Annotated in this window: 10 protein-coding genes; 2 read left to right on the forward strand and 8 right to left on the reverse strand. The window is 60.0% G+C overall.

The features are described 5' to 3' along the window. The first annotated feature begins 103 nt into the window (after window positions 1-103). Window positions 104-994, forward strand: a complete 891-nt coding sequence (locus FBX97_RS24965) for a GIY-YIG nuclease family protein (protein WP_141837802.1) — start codon at window positions 104-106, stop codon at window positions 992-994. Window positions 995-1,158: 164 nt separating this feature from the next. On the opposite strand, the gene FBX97_RS24970 is transcribed toward FBX97_RS24965, so the two are convergent. After that, the gene (locus FBX97_RS24970; protein ID WP_141837804.1) at window positions 1,159-1,557 is read right to left on the reverse strand and encodes a hypothetical protein; all 399 of its coding nucleotides are present in this window, start codon (window positions 1,555-1,557) and stop codon (window positions 1,159-1,161) included. 1,375 nt (window positions 1,558-2,932) lie between these two features. On the opposite strand from FBX97_RS24970, the gene FBX97_RS24975 reads away from it, so the two are divergent. Continuing rightward, window positions 2,933-4,168 carry a hypothetical protein gene (locus FBX97_RS24975; protein WP_141837806.1) on the forward strand — a complete coding sequence of 412 codons (1,236 nt, stop codon included), beginning with the start codon at window positions 2,933-2,935 and terminating at the stop codon, window positions 4,166-4,168. Between the two features lie 344 nt (window positions 4,169-4,512). Here the strand turns inward: FBX97_RS24975 and FBX97_RS24980 are convergent, their stop codons facing one another. The 7 genes from FBX97_RS24980 to FBX97_RS25010 form a co-directional block, all read right to left on the reverse strand. Beyond that, window positions 4,513-7,632 carry a DEAD/DEAH box helicase gene (locus tag FBX97_RS24980; RefSeq protein WP_221631868.1) on the reverse strand — a complete coding sequence of 1,040 codons (3,120 nt, stop codon included), beginning with the start codon at window positions 7,630-7,632 and terminating at the stop codon, window positions 4,513-4,515. 125 nt (window positions 7,633-7,757) lie between these two features. Then, window positions 7,758-9,494: an EH signature domain-containing protein gene (locus FBX97_RS24985; RefSeq protein WP_185748744.1), complete on the reverse strand. Its 1,737-nt coding sequence runs from the start codon at window positions 9,492-9,494 to the stop codon at window positions 7,758-7,760. After that, window positions 9,491-10,222 (reverse strand): type I Zorya anti-phage system protein ZorB1, encoded by a 732-nt coding sequence (gene zorB1 / locus FBX97_RS24990; RefSeq protein WP_141837812.1) that lies wholly within the window; start codon window positions 10,220-10,222, stop codon window positions 9,491-9,493. Before zorB1 ends, FBX97_RS24985 begins: the two co-directional genes overlap by 4 nt. Window positions 10,223-10,225: 3 nt before the next feature. Beyond that, window positions 10,226-12,505 carry an anti-phage ZorAB system protein ZorA gene (gene zorA, locus FBX97_RS24995; RefSeq protein ID WP_141837814.1) on the reverse strand — a complete coding sequence of 760 codons (2,280 nt, stop codon included), beginning with the start codon at window positions 12,503-12,505 and terminating at the stop codon, window positions 10,226-10,228. A 328-nt stretch (window positions 12,506-12,833) separates the two neighbouring features. Then, window positions 12,834-13,244 carry an SMI1/KNR4 family protein gene (locus tag FBX97_RS25000; RefSeq protein WP_141837816.1) on the reverse strand — a complete coding sequence of 137 codons (411 nt, stop codon included), beginning with the start codon at window positions 13,242-13,244 and terminating at the stop codon, window positions 12,834-12,836. Then, a complete protein-coding gene (locus tag FBX97_RS25005) occupies window positions 13,244-13,849 on the reverse strand; it encodes an HNH/ENDO VII family nuclease (protein ID WP_255517627.1) in 606 nt (201 codons plus the stop codon). Before FBX97_RS25005 ends, FBX97_RS25000 begins: the two co-directional genes overlap by 1 nt. Then, a complete protein-coding gene (locus FBX97_RS25010) occupies window positions 13,846-17,121 on the reverse strand; it encodes an ATP-binding protein (protein ID WP_141837818.1) in 3,276 nt (1,091 codons plus the stop codon). The genes FBX97_RS25005 and FBX97_RS25010 overlap by 4 nt, the downstream gene beginning before the upstream one ends. Between the last annotated feature and the right edge of the window lie 2 nt (window positions 17,122-17,123).

The raw sequence follows: 17,123 nt of genomic DNA on the forward strand, positions 1-17,123 counted from the left end.
AAAACGCCGACACGCCTCCGCCAATCGGTGCGAGCACCGATGTCGGCATCAAGCGTCCATCGCGCACTTCAGCTATCGTCTACGCAGGGGTTTAGAAAGCAATATGAATGAATCAATAACTCGAGCAATGAACCGGAAGCGTCGATTTGAACCAGGTGAATATGCGCAGATCGGACCGAAGTATGTTTACGCCCTTCAGGACCCTGCCGACCAACGTATTTTCTATGTCGGGCAGGGCACCCGCAATCGAGTGTTCGAGCATCTGGATCGAGCGGAAATCCTTTTGCAGTCTCGCAAGCGACTCACGCCGAAATTCGAGGCCATTCATGCGATATGGAGCAAGACGAAGGATGTGCAATTGATCATCCTTGCAGGCGGACTGTCCGACCGAGAGGCAGATCTTGTTGAGTCAGCCACCCTTGATGCATTGAATTTGTCGTCCAATGGCGAACTCACAAATGCCATTGCTGCTCCCCACTCGAGCATGGTTCGAGTCGAGGATCTGGCGGCTTCGGCCTACCAGTACGTGAATCCGGGTCGCCGGTACCTGAAAATCCTGCTTTTCCCTGCACAGAGGAGGCAGAAAAACAAGGACGTCTACGAGCGCTGCCGCCGTAGCTGGAAAGTCGCGAAGAAGCATCGCGCTATCGGGACGGAAGAACAAGCGTCGCACGCTGTAGCGATCGTTGGCGGCGTTTCGGTCGGTGCGTATCGCATTACCAAGTGGAACAGGCTGGAAGATGATAAATGGGAATTCGAAGGAATACCTCATGCCGAACTTGAGAAACTAAACTGGCGGACAATTATCAAGCCTGCAATGGGTTATTGGCAGCGCGGAAATTATCTAATAGTCGAGTTTGATGGGGCCGGCCTTTTTCGAATCGTTCGCGGCTCACGAAAACGTCTGTGGATGTCATGTGTCGAGCAATCCGAAGTAACTGTCACGACACAACGGGCTGGCTTTCTCCAGCCAGACCAGTTCTTGATCTCTTAAGAAGCTTCAGGCTCGTTGCAGAGTGAGCAACTTATCGTACGGCTGCATCGAGTAGTTCGTATGTCATGAGCAGCTCAGGACCTGCCGTTCTTGGGCTATGGACGCTTTTGGCCGACTGCGGTCCTTCGGCTGGGGCCGCTTACGACTCGAAGCAGATACAGAGGCTAACCCCATGAAACTGCTTCAAGCTCAGCATGATCGACACTTCCCTTGCTCAACATACCAAGCTCAAGGACGAAATTATCGAGCAGTCCCGGCTCTGAAACCAAATGTAGAGTTGCCTTACTTGCCAGTTCCTGGTCTTCGAAGCGACTGAACCCGCACTCTGCCGAGACCCTCAACAGCAGTTTTGCTCTCGTGCGGAAATGCATACGAACGTCGAGTGCACCGGACGAGTACTCTGGCCCGAATTTACCAAACCGAAGATTGAAAAGCCCTCCACGAATCTGCTCCTTGAATCTATCGAGCCCTGAAACGGTATCAGCGAATTGCTTATGTCCGACGTAGATATCAGTCGTAAACAGAGAATGTCCGTCACAGACCGCCACCTTTAGCTCAAGCATGTCCTCATCGGACCAGAGTTTGATAAACCTAATACTAGGCGACATAAAGCCATTGTCATAAAAGCGTCTCATACCAGCTTTGAGTGTCTACTTCGGACAGGTTGCGGTCTTTCACTAGCATCCGCTACCGACCCTAAGCGGCCATTGGCCGACGAGGAAGTCCCTGAACACAAAACCACACACATAAAAGTGAGGTGCTAGGGCGTTCAGGTCACAACCTAGGTCTGAAGCGACAGACTTCAGCCGCTCGCTATCGGGAGTCTGAGCTAACTCAGGGACGTGGACAACACCAATCCAACAGCTAAGAAAGCTTGGGAATGGAAATACGAAGTACGGGGCCTTGTTCCCTACTCCCAAGCTTCGTTTGTTCTCAAGCACCTAGGCTGCCCGCCTCGGGCGATCTGCGCAACAAGTTGCTCATACTTAAGACGTTCTAGCCAGAAGTGGACATGCACGGCAAATTCCTTTCTGGCACGAACAACCAGCCGAGCCAAGTAATAGCGACCAGTCCAATAACCAGTTTGCAAACATCTTCTTGTTTGAACCAAAGTTTCGGCAAAAGTAAAGCTGAGCATCACGGCTGTGATGAAGGCGGTGACGGCTTGATCGCCTTATTTCGCTGGGGTAGAACGCGGCCCAAGGTTTCGTTCTTGCTAAAACGCCGCACCCAGCCTTTAACGCGCTCACGAGCGCTTCCGCGCGCCGAATTCAGCTTGTGGCCGGCGACGCTCCGACCAGCCGGATTCGAGTTTTTACACGGGCTGGACCGATAGCTGACGGTCGGTATGATTCAGTGTACGGCGTTGTTGCTGTCTTGAAAAGCCGTCGCGGCGACGGTCGACCGTGGTTCATGTGGCAGACGTTATTGTTTTGTGGGTAAACTTTATTAGTTTATGACGGACTTTATTGGCCCGTAACACCCGCAGAAATTTTTTAGGCCCCCAGAATAGTGCGCCGACAAGAACTTGGGGTTTATTCAATGCCGCGTTGTCTTCATGACGTTGGCGGAAAGCCCCTAACTTTGGTGTCGCGGCTCAGTGACCGAAAATTGGTTCTTCTCATGCCGGCGACAACAAGCACAGTCTTTGTCCTGCGATCGAGAACTCCACCGTGCGCCGATAATCAACGTGCTACTGGAGCTTGCACTCAGGCGGCGTAGTCTGACATAAAGTTGTACCTTTTCTGTCGTTCCCGAGAACGCCTCATCTTCTTGCGCCACACGCCCCCAACTTTATGTCGACGTACTCAGCCGGCTTGGTGACGGGGCCGGGAAGAATGGTCTTGCAATAATTGGTGACTATCTGGCAATCGGCAGTCAATTACAATAACCGATTAAATCCCGGCGGTCCGCCGGACCTTTGTCGGACACGGCTTCATGAACATCACCTATTACCCGGTCGATCCCGTTATCTATACACCCCTGCCGGGTGCTGACCCAAGCTATCCGGGAAAGCCTAAGAACGCGGCGACTCCCGTAGCGATATCGATCTTGGATCTCGTTCTGCATACCCGCCTGAACGCGAGCGAAACGTATGACATACCCGTGTCGCTGGATTGGCTCGAAGGCTTGTTCGAATCATTTACGGAGCAGGACGCAGTAGCCAATCTGTGCGCACGGCGATATGGCGCCCTGCATCAGGACTTCACTAGCACGTTCTCAAAACTGCTTGGCGTCGGTCTCAGCCTAGCGATTGCAACGAAACAAGAAAATTTCACTTTCTTCGTACCGTTGCGGTGTTGTGTGGGCACGCAGTCGCGAATGTATGGTGGACGCCATAAGTGGCCGCTATATATCGCCCATACCATCCCGCACGCTTGGCGCTTCGAAAAACTGTCGCTGCCGGAGTACGAGGAAGTTTTGATGCCGGACCTCGTGCTGATGGACTGGGACCCGGCCGACAATCCGCGGTTCTCCGTTCTAGAAGCCAAGGGAAAGGACAAACCCATCGACACGGATGCCTATTTCGAATACCCGAAATGGAAGCATCAGGCCGAGAATGCGCGCTTGGTCGCCGTCCGATTGCCAGGCGCGCCAGCAACGCCACCGCTTCTTTTTCGGAAAATCCTGAGTGTCGTCGCGGTGCGGCCCAAGCTTAAGTTACAAGACGGGCGCAAGATTCAGTGCAGGTGGTTCAACGAAATGAACCACGAGAACGTGCGCATTCCAAACGCTTGGGCGCTCGAGGTGATCGCCATCCACTACTCGTATTGCGCGCGCAAGCTGGGTTTTTACGAGCTTAGCGATGCGATTGATGCTGCGCTGCTGCGACTTGAGGTTTCGGCGGACCTTGCCGCCATGGCTCCCTCTCATCCGGAGCTGGGTGAGATGCGATTTCCTCCACGCATGCCGCACGACGATTTAGTGCCGTTCATGACACTCGAGACATTGAAACTTATCCGCATGCTCGTTGACCGGCTGGCCGGACCTGCCGACGATGGCGCAGATGCCAGTGTCATCGCCGCGGCAAGGGCACACACACATCTTGACCACACGGAAAATTTAACGAAATTCGGGGACGGTCACATTTCAATACTGCCAAGCGGAATCGGCATCGTAAAAATCCGGCGCCACTGGTTTATGCGCAGCAGGTGGCCGCAGGCCGTCCGTTGAAGTGAAAACGCCACCGCTTCTGCATCGAAACTGCTACATGCCGGATGGCTTAATCCATTAAAGTAAAATGCCCCGGCATGTGAAGTAAAACTCCCATAGCTTGGCCGACATCAGAGCGGCGTCCCAGTCACTTTGCGGCATCAGCGACCGAGCAGGCTGCCAGCCGCAGCAGGCGGCTTTCGACCCAAAGCGGACTTAGCTGTTCGACGAATTAGCGGGTTAGCATCGAAGTGCTGTCTCCTTCGTCCCGCTTGTCGAGTATCTTTGCGATTATTGTGAAGATATCGGGTACCTATCCGATAGTAGCTGGCTTATCGAAAGGAGCAACGGAACTTTCTTGACTATCAATTGATGGCTAGCATGAATTCGTTGATGTCGATATCGGTGCTTGCCTTCAGCATGTCCCCTGCCAAGGTACGTTTCCGGCTCAGCAGCCCATCGAGAATCTGGTCGAATGTGGTCATGCCATTGCCCACGACAGTCGGGTAGTACACGAACACATCCCGCTCCTGCCCGATTCTGTATGCCCGATCCGTTGCCTGGTCTTCCTTCGCCGGATTCCACGGCCGCGTGAAGTGAATCACGTGATTGGCCTTCTGGATGTTGACACCGAAGCCGACGGCAGTAGTGGACAGGATGATGACGCCGAACCCCGGCTTCTGCTGGAAACGGTCGATCAGATTCTGCCGACCCGGGCCGCGTTCACTGGTCGAATTCGTGTCGCCGTTGATGACGTCCGGACTGAATCCGAACTCGTCCTGAATGGCGAATCGCAGCATTCGCTGGATGTCGCGCAGCTCCGTGAAGATGATCGCTTTTTCGCCACGACCCCGGATGTCCTGCAGCTTGTGCATGAGCCAGCGTAGCTTGGGAGAGGCCGTCAACGGATCGCCTTCGGGGCGGATCGCATGCGGGTGCGAGCACACCAGTTTCAGACGGTGCAGCAGACCGAGCATGGCGGCCCCGCCACTGCCCAGTGCCTCCTGCAGGGAGCGTTGCTGCTCGTAAGCCGCCAGCTGCGCGCGATATAGGGTTTGCTGCAGGGAGCTCATGACGAGCGTCTTGCAGCCGGTGTCCTCGATCTTCGCCGGCAAGTCTTTTGCCACGTCGGCCTTGGTCCGGCGCAGCAGTTGCGGCTCGATGAGCAGCCTCAGTTCAGCGAGCGCTTCTTCGCTGGCGTTTTCCTCGGTCTCGATCGGGCGACGGAACTTCTTGCCGAATTCGCTCAGCGAGCCAAGGAGACCAGGCTGAATCCAGTCGTAGAGACACCACAGGTCGGTCAGCGAATTCTCGACCGGCGTTCCCGTGCAGGCGATCCGGAACCGTGCCTTCAGGGCCTTCGTTGCCTGTGTCACGCGGGCCGCCGGATTCTTGATCTTCTGTGCCTCGTCGCATATGACAACGGCCCAGTCCTGCCGCGCCAGCGAGAACTCCTGGTCGCGCAGCGTTTCGTAAGTGGTCAGAACGATTCTGCGGTTCTGGCGCCAGCCGAACCGTAGCAGGTTGCAAATGCCGTTTGCCCTCAGCGCGGCGGGGATGTCCGACGGCGGCATCCGCGCCTCCATCGTCGCGCGGCCGTACAGGCGAAAGACGTCGTCCGCGATCTTCGGATGCAGGAAGTTGCGCATCTCCCGCTCCCAGTTATCCAGCAGCGACACGGGAGCGACGATCAGGATCGGCGGCCCCTCGGGTTCACGCTCCATGCACCAGGCGATGAACGTGAGGAGCTGAAGGGTCTTGCCGAGTCCCATGTCGTCCGCCAGAAGGCAGCCCGAGGTGACGTCCGGGCACAGTGCGTATTGGTGCTGCAGCCACCCGACTCCCTTCAGCTGGTGCTCGCGCAGCGTGGTTTCCGGCAGCAGCGCCAGCGGCAGGTGGGCGTTGGCGGCGAGGCCCCGTCGCAGGATCTCGCGCCGTTTGTGACGGTAGTTCAATTCGTCGATGTTGCCCTCCACAAGGAGGACGGTGCGCTCTTCTGGAACGCCCTCGCGTCGGCGGGCCTCCGGCTTCAGTTTCCCCTCCCATGCCTGCGCAAGCCGTTGGGCGGTGAGCAGGTCGAGATCGAGTTCGGGGCCCGGCAGGCGTGCCGTGGCGGCGCCGGTCTCGCGCGCGTCCTCGATGTTCGCTGTGAACCGTTCGAAATCCTCCAGACTCGACGTGTCCCACTTGCCAAGCAATTCGCCGTCGAGCCCCAGCTCTCTCAGCGTCTCGACCGGAAGCCAGGTCTCGGATCGCGTCTTCTGCAGGAAGGACGAGGTTACCTTCTCGGCCGGACCGATGCCGATGACGCGGTCGCCGTATTCCGACAGGTCGAGCGTGGTGTCGAAGGCCCTGCCAGCCAGCTCCTGCGTCCAGCGCTGCTGCAGGCTTTCGAGATCGGACAGGTCGCGCTGGCCGAAGCCTGCCATGTCCAGCTCGTAACCCTTCCAGCATGCGCAGGGAAGGTCGGCGAGCAGCTTGCTGCCCATCTCATGGACGAATCGTCCCATCGTCACGGGGTCGACGAGGTCGAGTTCGACCGGCGTGGTGTCTTCCGAGGGCGCAGTGAGAACGAGAGTAACCGTGCGGATCGCGCCGTCTTCGTGCAGCTGCGGCTGCACTGCAAACGAATAAAAGTGGATGCCGGCGACCTGCAGCGACCGGTCGTACTCGTCCGGGTCGAGAACGTCGACCGCTTCCGGACCAAGCAGCGCGAACGGGTTCTGCAGGAACAGGTTCGCCTTGTCACCGGCGACGCGCCGTCCGGGCATCGCATGCACTTCTTCGAGCACGCTCCTGACGTTCGGAGGAATCAGGACGTGCGTGACGCCGCCGTTTGGCGAAGCGATTATGTAGCGGTCCTGAACCTGATGCAGACGGTCGAACGACGTCAGCCAGCCTTCCGGCTGTTCGTCGAACACCGGGCTGATCTCGATGACCTGCTCGTCGCCGATCAGCCGCCGGGTCATTTCCATTCTCAGCGTTTCCGGACGAACGACGACCGTGCGCTCGAGAAAGCCGTCCATGCGAGCGTGCGCCTTCCTGGCGAGCTGGCGGACGGTAGCCCATCCAAGCTGATTGGTGCTTTCGCCCGGATCGACTTTCTGGTTGCGGCCGAGTTCCACGACAGCCCGGATCAGTTTCCAGACTGGTGCAGGGAACCGGAAGCGCTGTCCGCCGGCGATGAATGTCGCCCCGGTACGCGCCAGCCCGTCACGGACCGGGACGCCATCACGGGTCTCCCAGCCGGAGACGATAACCCTGAAGTCGAGATCGGCAAGGCTGGCAGAGCTGCTGAGAACCGGACGTAGATCCGACTGCTCCGGCAGCGTCAGCAGCGGGATGCTGGTCTCGTGTTCCGGCGCGTCCAGGATCTCGTACATCTGGTCCCATGGCAGAAGCCAGTCGTCGGCAAGGCGCGTGACAAAACCTTCTTCCTCCAGCTGCAGAAGATATGCGTTCACGTCGCGCGCGAACGCATCCATGGCACCATCGCGCAAGCGCGGGTACAGGATTCCTTCGTCGACGAAGCGAGCGCTCGGGGAAGGTGGCACCTGCCGCGATTCAGATGCCGGTTGCGGTTCGCGACCGCGGAGTCTGGCCCAGAAGTTCAATGTATGCAGTATCCTTTTCCTGGACGCCATTCAAGGCCGAGCTTGAGCATCGCCTGCTTCAGTGCAGGAGCGGGGTCGAGCACGAGCAACCAGAGGTATCCCCCGTCGGCCAGGTTGTTTTCGGTCCCGATGCCGTTGATGCGCGCCAGTTCGAGTGCCTGTTGTATCGCCGGACGCCGCCATCCTTCCATTCCCGAATTGCCCGGCGCCCGCACTGGTGCAGCAACCGTTGCTGTTGCCTCGGGCCTCGACGTCGCGTCGCTCCTTCCGAACCGGGGCTGGTAAGCGCTGACGGGTGCGGTGCCATCCGCGGCGGTGGCACCGGGGCGGATGCCCCTATCGGCCAGAAACTGGTCGGCCCTCCATTGCCACCCGCTCAAGTGACGGATGCGGTTGTCCTTTTCGCGTCCATAAGGATCCGGCTGAACTTCTTTCAGTTCCAGATTCGTATCCAGGTAGGTCGCCTGCGGATTGAATGGAACGTGCTTGTCGCTGTAGGCGTAACACGCGTTGCCGGTGCCCGAAAACTCGACGAACAGCTGATTGTTGATCCGCATGATGAACGCGTTATTGTGCTTGGGTCCGCCGGTGAGCCGGCCGTAGCGGCCGGCGTTCTTTGCCCGGAAGTTCCTGAATTCGGCGCGGGAGTCGTTAAGAGCGTCCGCTCCCAGCAGGATCCTCGTGTACGAGATCTGGTCCACGAAGCGCAGCCAGTAGACGAGACGCTGCTTGTCGACCTGACCTTCGCCCTGCAGCAGGCTGAAGAAATGCTCGAGGTCTTCCTTGGCGAACCAGCGCAATACCATCGCCCGCACCGGCGCTTCGACCATGGCCCATCTGACCGAACCGACCAGCTGCGGGTTGCCCCAGCGCCTGAAGGACTCGTTCTTCAGCTGTTCATGCGACTCGTCGCGCTGCGACGACTGACAGTATCTGGTGAGGAGGGCCGCCAGCATTTCGTCGGCAAAGCGCGGATGCCCTGCGAGGAAAGTCAGCATGGCAGGAATCGCCGCAACGAACGCCGTGTCTTCGAGTCCGTTGAGCCAGGCGATCTGGTACGCGATTGCCCGCTGCCAGATCCAGCTGGCGTCGGTGACCGCGAGTCCCTTGTTGAGTTCGCTCAGCTCTGTCGCATCGCCATTGAAGAGCACCTGACGCAGCGAGCGGCCTGCATCGTCGGTCAGCAGATCACGATGCCGTTCCAGCATCCGAGTCCACAGCTTCTGGCGTTTCTGGCTGCCGATGAGTAATGGCATCGTATCCGCAAGACGCTCGCGCAGGCGCAGCCAGTTGCCGTGCCCCGCAGCCCGCTCGGGGCTGTAGGTGAAATAGCTGTTCAGGAGGCCGAACCACGGCTTGCGCGGGACGCTACGAGTGGTGATCCAGCCCTGGGTCCAGACCATGAGCGGGTCGAACATCGTCGGGTCTTCGATCGCAACCGGATTCCGTCCGTCATCGTCGCACAGTCCCCATGCAACGAGATTCCATTGGCGAGGCGTCAGCCCCGACTCGCCCGTACGCAGACGCGCCAGGGCGGCCAGCCGCTGTTCCATCATCGGTGCCTGCGGTGCGCCCTGATCGAATCGTCTGGACAGCGTCTCCGCAGCCTTCTCGAGCCTGGCCGGCGAGGGCAGAGAAAGAACGATTCCGGCGCCGTCGTGCGGGAGTCCGGACGTTGCCAGATCGAGACGCCGCGACAGCGCTTCCAGAAGGCGAGGGCGGGGCGGCTTCATTGCAGAAGACATTTTTCTGGCGCGGTACCGTCGAATACGATGGGGCGCGTGGTGGCCGTGGCGTTGGTGCGATCCTTCAGCCCGTAGAACTGCATGCGGAGTTCCACCCGCCGGCTGGCTTCCTTGCTGTCCTTGGCATTGTTGAACGAGACACCGCCGGCAAGGAACAGGTCCCGCACCTGCCGCTTCTGATCCTGATCCAGCCCCGTAACCACAGAGTAGCGATCGTCCAGGATGGCGCACATGACCCATTCCGATCGCTGCAGGCTGAGATGGAGGTTGTACAGGTAGGAGCCGTCAGTGTCGGTGAAGCCTTCGATCAGAACCTGCTTGAACCACTTCCTGCCTTCCTCGCTGTTGGCGGCTTCGATCACGAGCGGCACCACGTTGCGCAGAGCCTGCTGTCCGGCAGGGCCCAGCTTGTAGTCGTTGTAGCCGAAGCGGCCGGCCTCGCCGAAGTTGATGCGGTTCTCCCGGCAATCCACCACGATGTCAAGGTTGCGCGCCCTGATCTTCAGCTGGTTGCAGAGCTTCGATATGTCGGCGGCTCTTGCCTTCTCGCCCTGTTCGGCGTCCGCAATCCGCTTCGTCATCATGGCCAGCGAGGCCACCATGACGATCAGGAAGAGGATCATCAGTGCGGTCATCAGGTCCGCATAGGAGATCCAGAACGGTTTCTCGCCTTCCGTTTTCGGGCGCTGGGGCGCCGCAGCTCGCATGCCGAACATCGGTCAACCCTTCACGCGACGTGTCATGCCGAGCTGGTGACTCATATCTTCGAGCTTGTCGCCGATATCCTCGACGCCAGCGCTCAGCGATTCCACCGCAGTGGACAGCGAGGTATCCACGGCAGCAAACGTCTTGCTCAGCGCGCGGCTCACACCGTCCTGGAAAGAGTCGAAGCTCGTGCCCATGACGTCGCCGACCTTGCCGAGGAATTCCTCGGTTTCCGAATTCATGGCGTGAATCTGTTCGCTCAGACGTATCAGGTCATCGACCGCCTTGTGACGCAGTGCGGCTTCCTGCTGTGCCGATTCGACCAATGACTGCAGCACGAACACATTCTGCGCCGTGGCATCCCGATTGCTTCGATATTCCGAGACGATGCCGGACAGCTCTCGCATCGACACGGCGATTTCCGACGCTCCCGAGCGCAGACCGGAAACGGTATCCGCACTCGACTCGAGCAGGGCATGCACGCTGCCCCCTGCGGTATCGAAACGCTCGGCCGCGGAGCGCATCTTGTCGGCGCCGATCTGCATGCCCTGGATGCTGCGCTCGGTCTGGCCGGCAAGCGTGTCGATCGTGCCGCGCATGGCCTGGCGCTCCCGGTCCACGAGGTCGACCAGCGAGCCGACCTGGTCAGTCAGACTGCCCAGCATTCTCTCGGCCTCCGAACGGAACCGCTGAAGCGCCTCCTGCGCGTGCTCGTCCATGTCCTGGCGACGATGGTCGAGATTCGAGAACATCGCTTCGAGCCGTGTGTTCAACGCCACTGCGGCGTCCGAGACGCTCTGCATGCCGCTTTCCTGCGCACGTGCCAGCGATTTGCCCATGCCGTCGACCATTGTCTGCATCTGCTGGTCGAGCTGGCGAACGGTGGCGGCGATCTGCTCGATGGTTTCGCTCTGGCCGCGGCCGACGCTTTCCTGCATCTGCTGCACGAAGGCTTCCATCTGGTCGGTCATGCGCTGCTGACGCTGCTCGCCGTCGGCATACATGCGTTCGAGCTGCGCCGCGATTCTGCCGCCGGCCTCGACCCCCTGGCTGCCCATGCTCTCGACTGCAGCCTGCAGGGTCTGCACCATCTGATTCATGGAGCCGTGCATCGCTTCCTGACTGCCATGCATGTCCTGAATGGTCTGCGCAAGCTGCTGCGACACAGCGTGGGTCGACGCTTCGCTTGCGCTGCGCATGTCGCTCACCAGGGCGGCAAAGCCGCTCTGCATCTGCTGCATCGAGGTGACGGATTGTTCGAGCATGCTCGACATGCCCTGGAACTGCTGTCCGAACGTACCCTCGAGCTTTGCCATGAATGCGACGAGGACATCGGACAGCATGTTCTCGACCATCTTCGACTGATCACCGGTAGCGGCCGACACCGAGTGGGCGATCTTCTCGAGCGGCGCCCGGAAGCTCGACTCGATGCTCTCGCTGATTCGCGAAGCCATGAGATCGCCCGACTCCTTGTAGCTGCCGGACAGCGTCTCCGCGAGCTTGAGGCTCTCTCGCACTTGGGTGTCGACGATGTTCGTGAGGAGCTCGCGCAGGTCGCTGATCATCGACTGGGCCAGCGTCCGCGTCTGGTCGGAGCTCTCGCGACTGCTGCGAACGAGATCGGCCAGGTATTCCTCGCCGACGCCGGCATCGAACAATCGGTCCACCGCCTCGGTCAGCTTCTCGAGACGTTCGTAGCAGATGCGCAGCCAGTGCTTCTCGAGGTGCGTGACCACCATGGCACTGACGATCGCGAAAAACGATCCGATGAAGGCGTACATGACGTCACGGATCAGCCCATTGACGCTCTGCTGCACCTGCTCGGGTGTCGTCGGGTCGAAACCCGACAGACCCAAGATCAGACCGCAGAAGGTTCCGATGATGCCGAGACCGGTGAGGATGCCGGGCAAATGCCGGAAGTACTCGGTCATCAGGGGCGTGTCGACGATGCTCTGATGAGAGAAGTGATGCGAAGCGGGGACCGTGGCGCGGCTGCGCGATATGGCGCGCTCGCCATCTGCGTCCACATGCTGGTCGTGCAGCGTTTCCTGAAACTCGGCCCAGTTGTGGGCGAAGCGACTATTGCTGAAGACATCGTTCGCGGAGGTCCTGCGCACCGATGGCGGCCGCTCGCGCAGATCCGAGATCTGGCGGGTGCAGGTGTCGAGGTCGGCCAGAAGCCTGGCAGCCGGGTTCCGGTAACGGCGAACGAACTGGCCGAGCAGACAGAGAATGAGGAAGATTACGACCGCTGGCGCTATCAGCTTGCCGGGTTCGCTGAAAAACTGTGACATGAGTTGTGGACGGTATTTATTGATTTTTGTATATTGATTGCTTGAGGATAACAATATCTCAGGTCGGCATCTTTTACTTGAAGAATGCGTCGATGTCGAGCTCGAGCGACGTGCCGACGCCACATCGGCAGGAGATTCGTGATTCGAGGATCATGGGAGCAGGGGCAGGGTCTGCTCCTGTTCACGCAGATCGGCTCCGTGCTGGAACGAGCTGATCAAGCAGAAGCCCGCTCGGACTCTTGCAAATTCATCTGCCGGCCACGCGTTGGAATGTAATGGCACCTGTGCATGCCCTGACTGCACAGGCACCGATCCGTTCCTGACCGGTTCAGCCGCCGTGGAACAGCTGGTCGATCAGGAATGATTCGAAGCTGGCATCGAGCTTCCGCACAATTCCGCCGTTTGGTGTGGCCCAGAGAATGATCTGTTGTGCCTGGTTATCGTAGAGATAGTACTGACCGTCCCCCACATCGATCACAGGAACGGCATTTGCCGGATAAGCCGGATCACGGGACAAGTCGGCGTGGGCGTTCCCGACATTCAGGTAGTAGTTGTCCGGCACACCCAGGCCATAAATTTCCGAGGCGCCGTGCACAATGACACCGAAGGTCGAGAGGTAAAGCTTGTATTCCTGCGATAACCCGAATCCCAGCTTCGCCTCGAGCGCCTGGATGCTGCCTGCATTGGCCGGGCGGGTCTTCGCTCCCTTACGCTCGACCAGTTCCTTCAGTTTTTCCATTACGTGTTTCCTTCCAGACGCTGATTTTCGACCTGCTGCGCACGCGCTTTCCAATAGTCTTCGCGCTCTCTGCCAAAGTCGGCGCGGTCGATTTCCGATTCCTTCAGCTTGTTGTGCAGGATATTATCGTTGCCGTTACTGCGGTGCTCGGCGCCAGTCAGTTCCGCAAGCGGGGAATCCGGCTTCTGGCCGATGTGGTGCAGCTCGATCTTGTTGCCGTCCGCATCCAGCGGTGGTCTGCCAGCTTTCATCCGGTCGAGGTTCGATTCACCGAACACGCCGTCGGTTTTATCGTAGTCGATATCCGTACGGATCAGAGCGTCCTTGCCGTTGACTTCGGTCGCCTCGAGACCAGCTTTCTCGTAGATGCCCGCTTCGGCCTCGCTGTCGATGGCATCCAGGATGGTGTCGGGATACCCGTCGGCTTGGAGACGCTCTCGTGTTTCGTCGCTCAGAGGAGCCAGTTTTTCTCTGTTCTCCTGCGTCAGGCCGAATGGCTTGTCCAGTTCGGCGAGGTCCATGGTCCTGCCCGGCATATCGCGGGCCAGCAACGCAAGCTGGCAGGTTGCTTCCAGCCGACTGATGGGAAAGATTTCGATCTTCACAACGCATTCCTTGTCTTGATGGCGGCGTGCCAGGCAGAATAGATGTCCATGTTCTCTTTTTTCTGAACGCTGAAGTCCTTCATGAGGCAATGTCTTGCAGCAAGGCGCAACGGGGAGGTCAGGCTGACGGCGCAATCGGCCAGCAGCGCGTCCAGGTGCAGATCCAGCTGCGGATAGCTTGCTGCTGTCAGGACAAGCTGCTGCACGCGGGACCGGCAACCGAGCATATCGACCACGACGCGCGCGGTGTATTCGAAGGCCTGCTCCTGGCAGAGGAAGGGTACTTGCCCCTGCCTGACCGCATTGATGGCGTCGAGCAGCGCGATCTTGCTTGTCGCCAGTAGCGGATGCGTGCGCAGTGCCGTCTCCATCAGGTCCAGGTCCGGGGTGGTTTCCTCCGCCACACGCCCTGCCAGAACAAGGTGCAGAACGTGGCGGTTGAGCGTCTTGCTGCTGGCGCCGTCGCGTTTCGAGGGCGTGTAGGCATAAGGCTGCTCGGTCCCGGTGAACTTCTTCACCTGGCACAACACTGGCTCGAGCCAGTCGTTCTGGTAGACGATGGCCACCCCCCTGGGGAGGCGCGCAATCTCGTCGAGCTGGTCGTCGCGCAGGGCGGCCGACTTGCCGATCAGGCGCCGGTCCGTCTCTTCCGGCAGGCGCATGATGATCTTGGTGTTCGTGTTGCGGATTGCCGCGATGTCGACCGCATTCGGGGACTGGTCGACGATGAAGAAGCCTTCGCCGAAGGTGCGCATTTCTGCGATCGCATTGGTCAGCATTTCCACGGACTTGCCAGCCAGGTCGGCTCCCTCGGCCCCGCCGTCGCTCTGGCTGCGCCTGAGCAGGTGATGCGCTTCCTCGAGTACGGTGACGTGGCGCAGCGGCAGGTTCATGCCGCCCTGGGCCATCCGGTATTCGCCGAGGCGCATCACCAGGATGCCCATGATCAGGGACTTGGTTTCCGCGGATCCGACCCGGCTGAGGTCGACGATCGCCGGGCTGTCGAACAGCACGCGGCTGTCGATTTCGTCGGCGCAGAAGATCTGTCCGTTCAGGCCGTTGGTCAGGGATCCGATCCGGGTCGCGAGCGAGCCGATGTAGTTGCCCTTGACTTCTTCGGAATAGACCGATCCGTTGATCACCTGTTCGAGCGTGACCAGAAGGTCACTGAAGGACGGAAACAGTCCGTCGCAGTGCGTGTTCACCGACAGTTCTAGGTCCCATCCGCACTGTTCGTAAGCCAGCAGGATCGCTTCCTTGAGCACTGCCGGCATGGCCGCGTACATGGGCCAGCAGACGTTGAAGATCTCGACCAGGCGGTCCACATGCTCGAGTACATGAACGGCGGACGGGAAGTGGAAGGGGTTGATCCTCAGTAGCTCGCTATGAGCCGGGTGCGTTCCGAACACCCGGACGTCCGTACGATGGCCGAACACGTGCTTGTACTCTCCCTTTGCCGGTTCGATGACCAGAAAGGGTATCCCCGCCGCATCGATCTGGTCGAGCATTCCGTAGACCGTGTTGCTCTTGCCGGCGCCGGTGGAACCGCTCACGAAAACGTGGCCGGACAGCTGGTCGAGTCCGAGGTCGATCTCCTGGGGAAGGTTTTCCCACAGGTGGCGGATCTGGCCGAGGACGAGCTTGCGGACGCCAGTTTTCGCTTCGGTTCCGCCGTCCAGGCGCTGCACCTTGCGTCCGAATGCCTGGGTTTCCATGACTGCGACCGTCGACGTCGAGCGGCGCGGCAAGCTCAGCTGAATGGCCAGTTCCTTGCCCGAGACCAGGGTAGCCGGGGTGAGGAAGGAGATCGGCAGGCGCTTCGAGAAGCCGTGTTGCAGGGGCGGGTGGCTGAGCGTGCCCAGCCAGTCGAGGACGGCCGACTTCCTGGCCGAATTCCAGGTGGTCAGCGCAAAGTCTTCGTGGCTCGAATTGTTACCGCGGATGAGGCCCAGGAAGATGCTTGCCAGCGCTTCGGACGAGGCGGTGCTGTCGCCGATGAAGTAGGCGGCGGAGTTCCAGCCACCATAGGTTTTCGCCTCGTCGATGCGTTTCAGGTGATGGTCGATCTTGCCCAGCAGCTGTTCGATACTCTTGTCGGTGGTCTCGATCGAGATCTGGCGGTTTGCTCCTGTGGTCCGGTTCGAGGAGCGGGAATCGGTGCTGCCGGTAGTCGAGGTCGTCGACGTGGTCTTTCCGGTCGACGTGCCTTGGGAAACGGTCTCGCTGTCGTTGCGGCTTTCCGCGCGGGATTCAGTGGTGCCGGTCGTGCGCGATTTGTCGAATGCGGTGCCGAGGACCGATCCGGCGGCCTGGGCGCCGATCATGGCCCCGGCCGGGCCGCCCAGGAGTGCGCCCGCCACGCCGCCGAGCACGGTGCCGGCGATGGTCGCCGTCTTGGCGGCCCCGGTCTTGCCGCTGACGGACTCGGACGTGCCCTTGGTGACGGTCGTCGACGTGCCCGAGGTACGTGCCTGGCTGTGGGTCTCGGTCATGGCCAGGCTTTCGCCGAGCGACTCGCTCAGGCTCTGGCTGAGGCTCAGGCCAACGCTCTCGCTTTCCTGTTCGCCGAATGTGAGGTTCAGCTTGAGGAGAGGGGACAGTTGCGTCGCGACCTGCTCGTAGCCGATGCGGATCTGCTCCAGGTTCTGCGAGGACACCGGCTCGGCCAGGATCAGCGCCTGGTAGGTGCGCCGTTCGGCTGCGTCGATGAAGCGCTCCAGGCCCTGCATGAAATGATCGCGGTTGTCCGTGGACAGTGCCGGTACACCGGTGACGGCTGTGATGCTGGCGGCGGGATTGGCTTTTTCGGCCAGCATCCTGTCGAACAGTTCGTCGGCCTCGCGCGCCCCCAGGGGCAGCAGCGAACTGCCGGAAAAATGCCCCTTGAAGGTCTCGACCAGCAGTTCGCCGGAGCTCTGGCCCAGCGCCTTGCCGGGCTCGCCCCGGGTGCCTATGTAAAGCTCGGTCTCGCGACCGTCGGAACGCAGGAACAGGAACACCGAGTAGCCGGCTGCTCCCAGCGCGGTATAGGCAGCTGTGGTGCTTTCGAGTACCGACTGCTTGTTGCCCTGGACGATGCGCTCGACCCGGAACAGTCGCAGGTCGCTCGAGCGGCGGAAGGGCAGGGCGGCGCCCGCGAGAGGCTGGACCGCGTAGTCCTGCAGCTCGGCGAGATAACTGCGGTTGATCAGCGCGCGCCCGGCCTCCAGGGTCAGCATCGCGTTCTTGCGAATCTCTCCCGCAGTGCGGGGTGTGAGGTTCATTCCGGTCATCT

Origin of the sequence: Herbaspirillum sp. SJZ107, from assembly GCF_006715485.1 — a bacterium.
Lineage (GTDB): Bacteria > Pseudomonadota > Gammaproteobacteria > Burkholderiales > Burkholderiaceae_D > Telluria.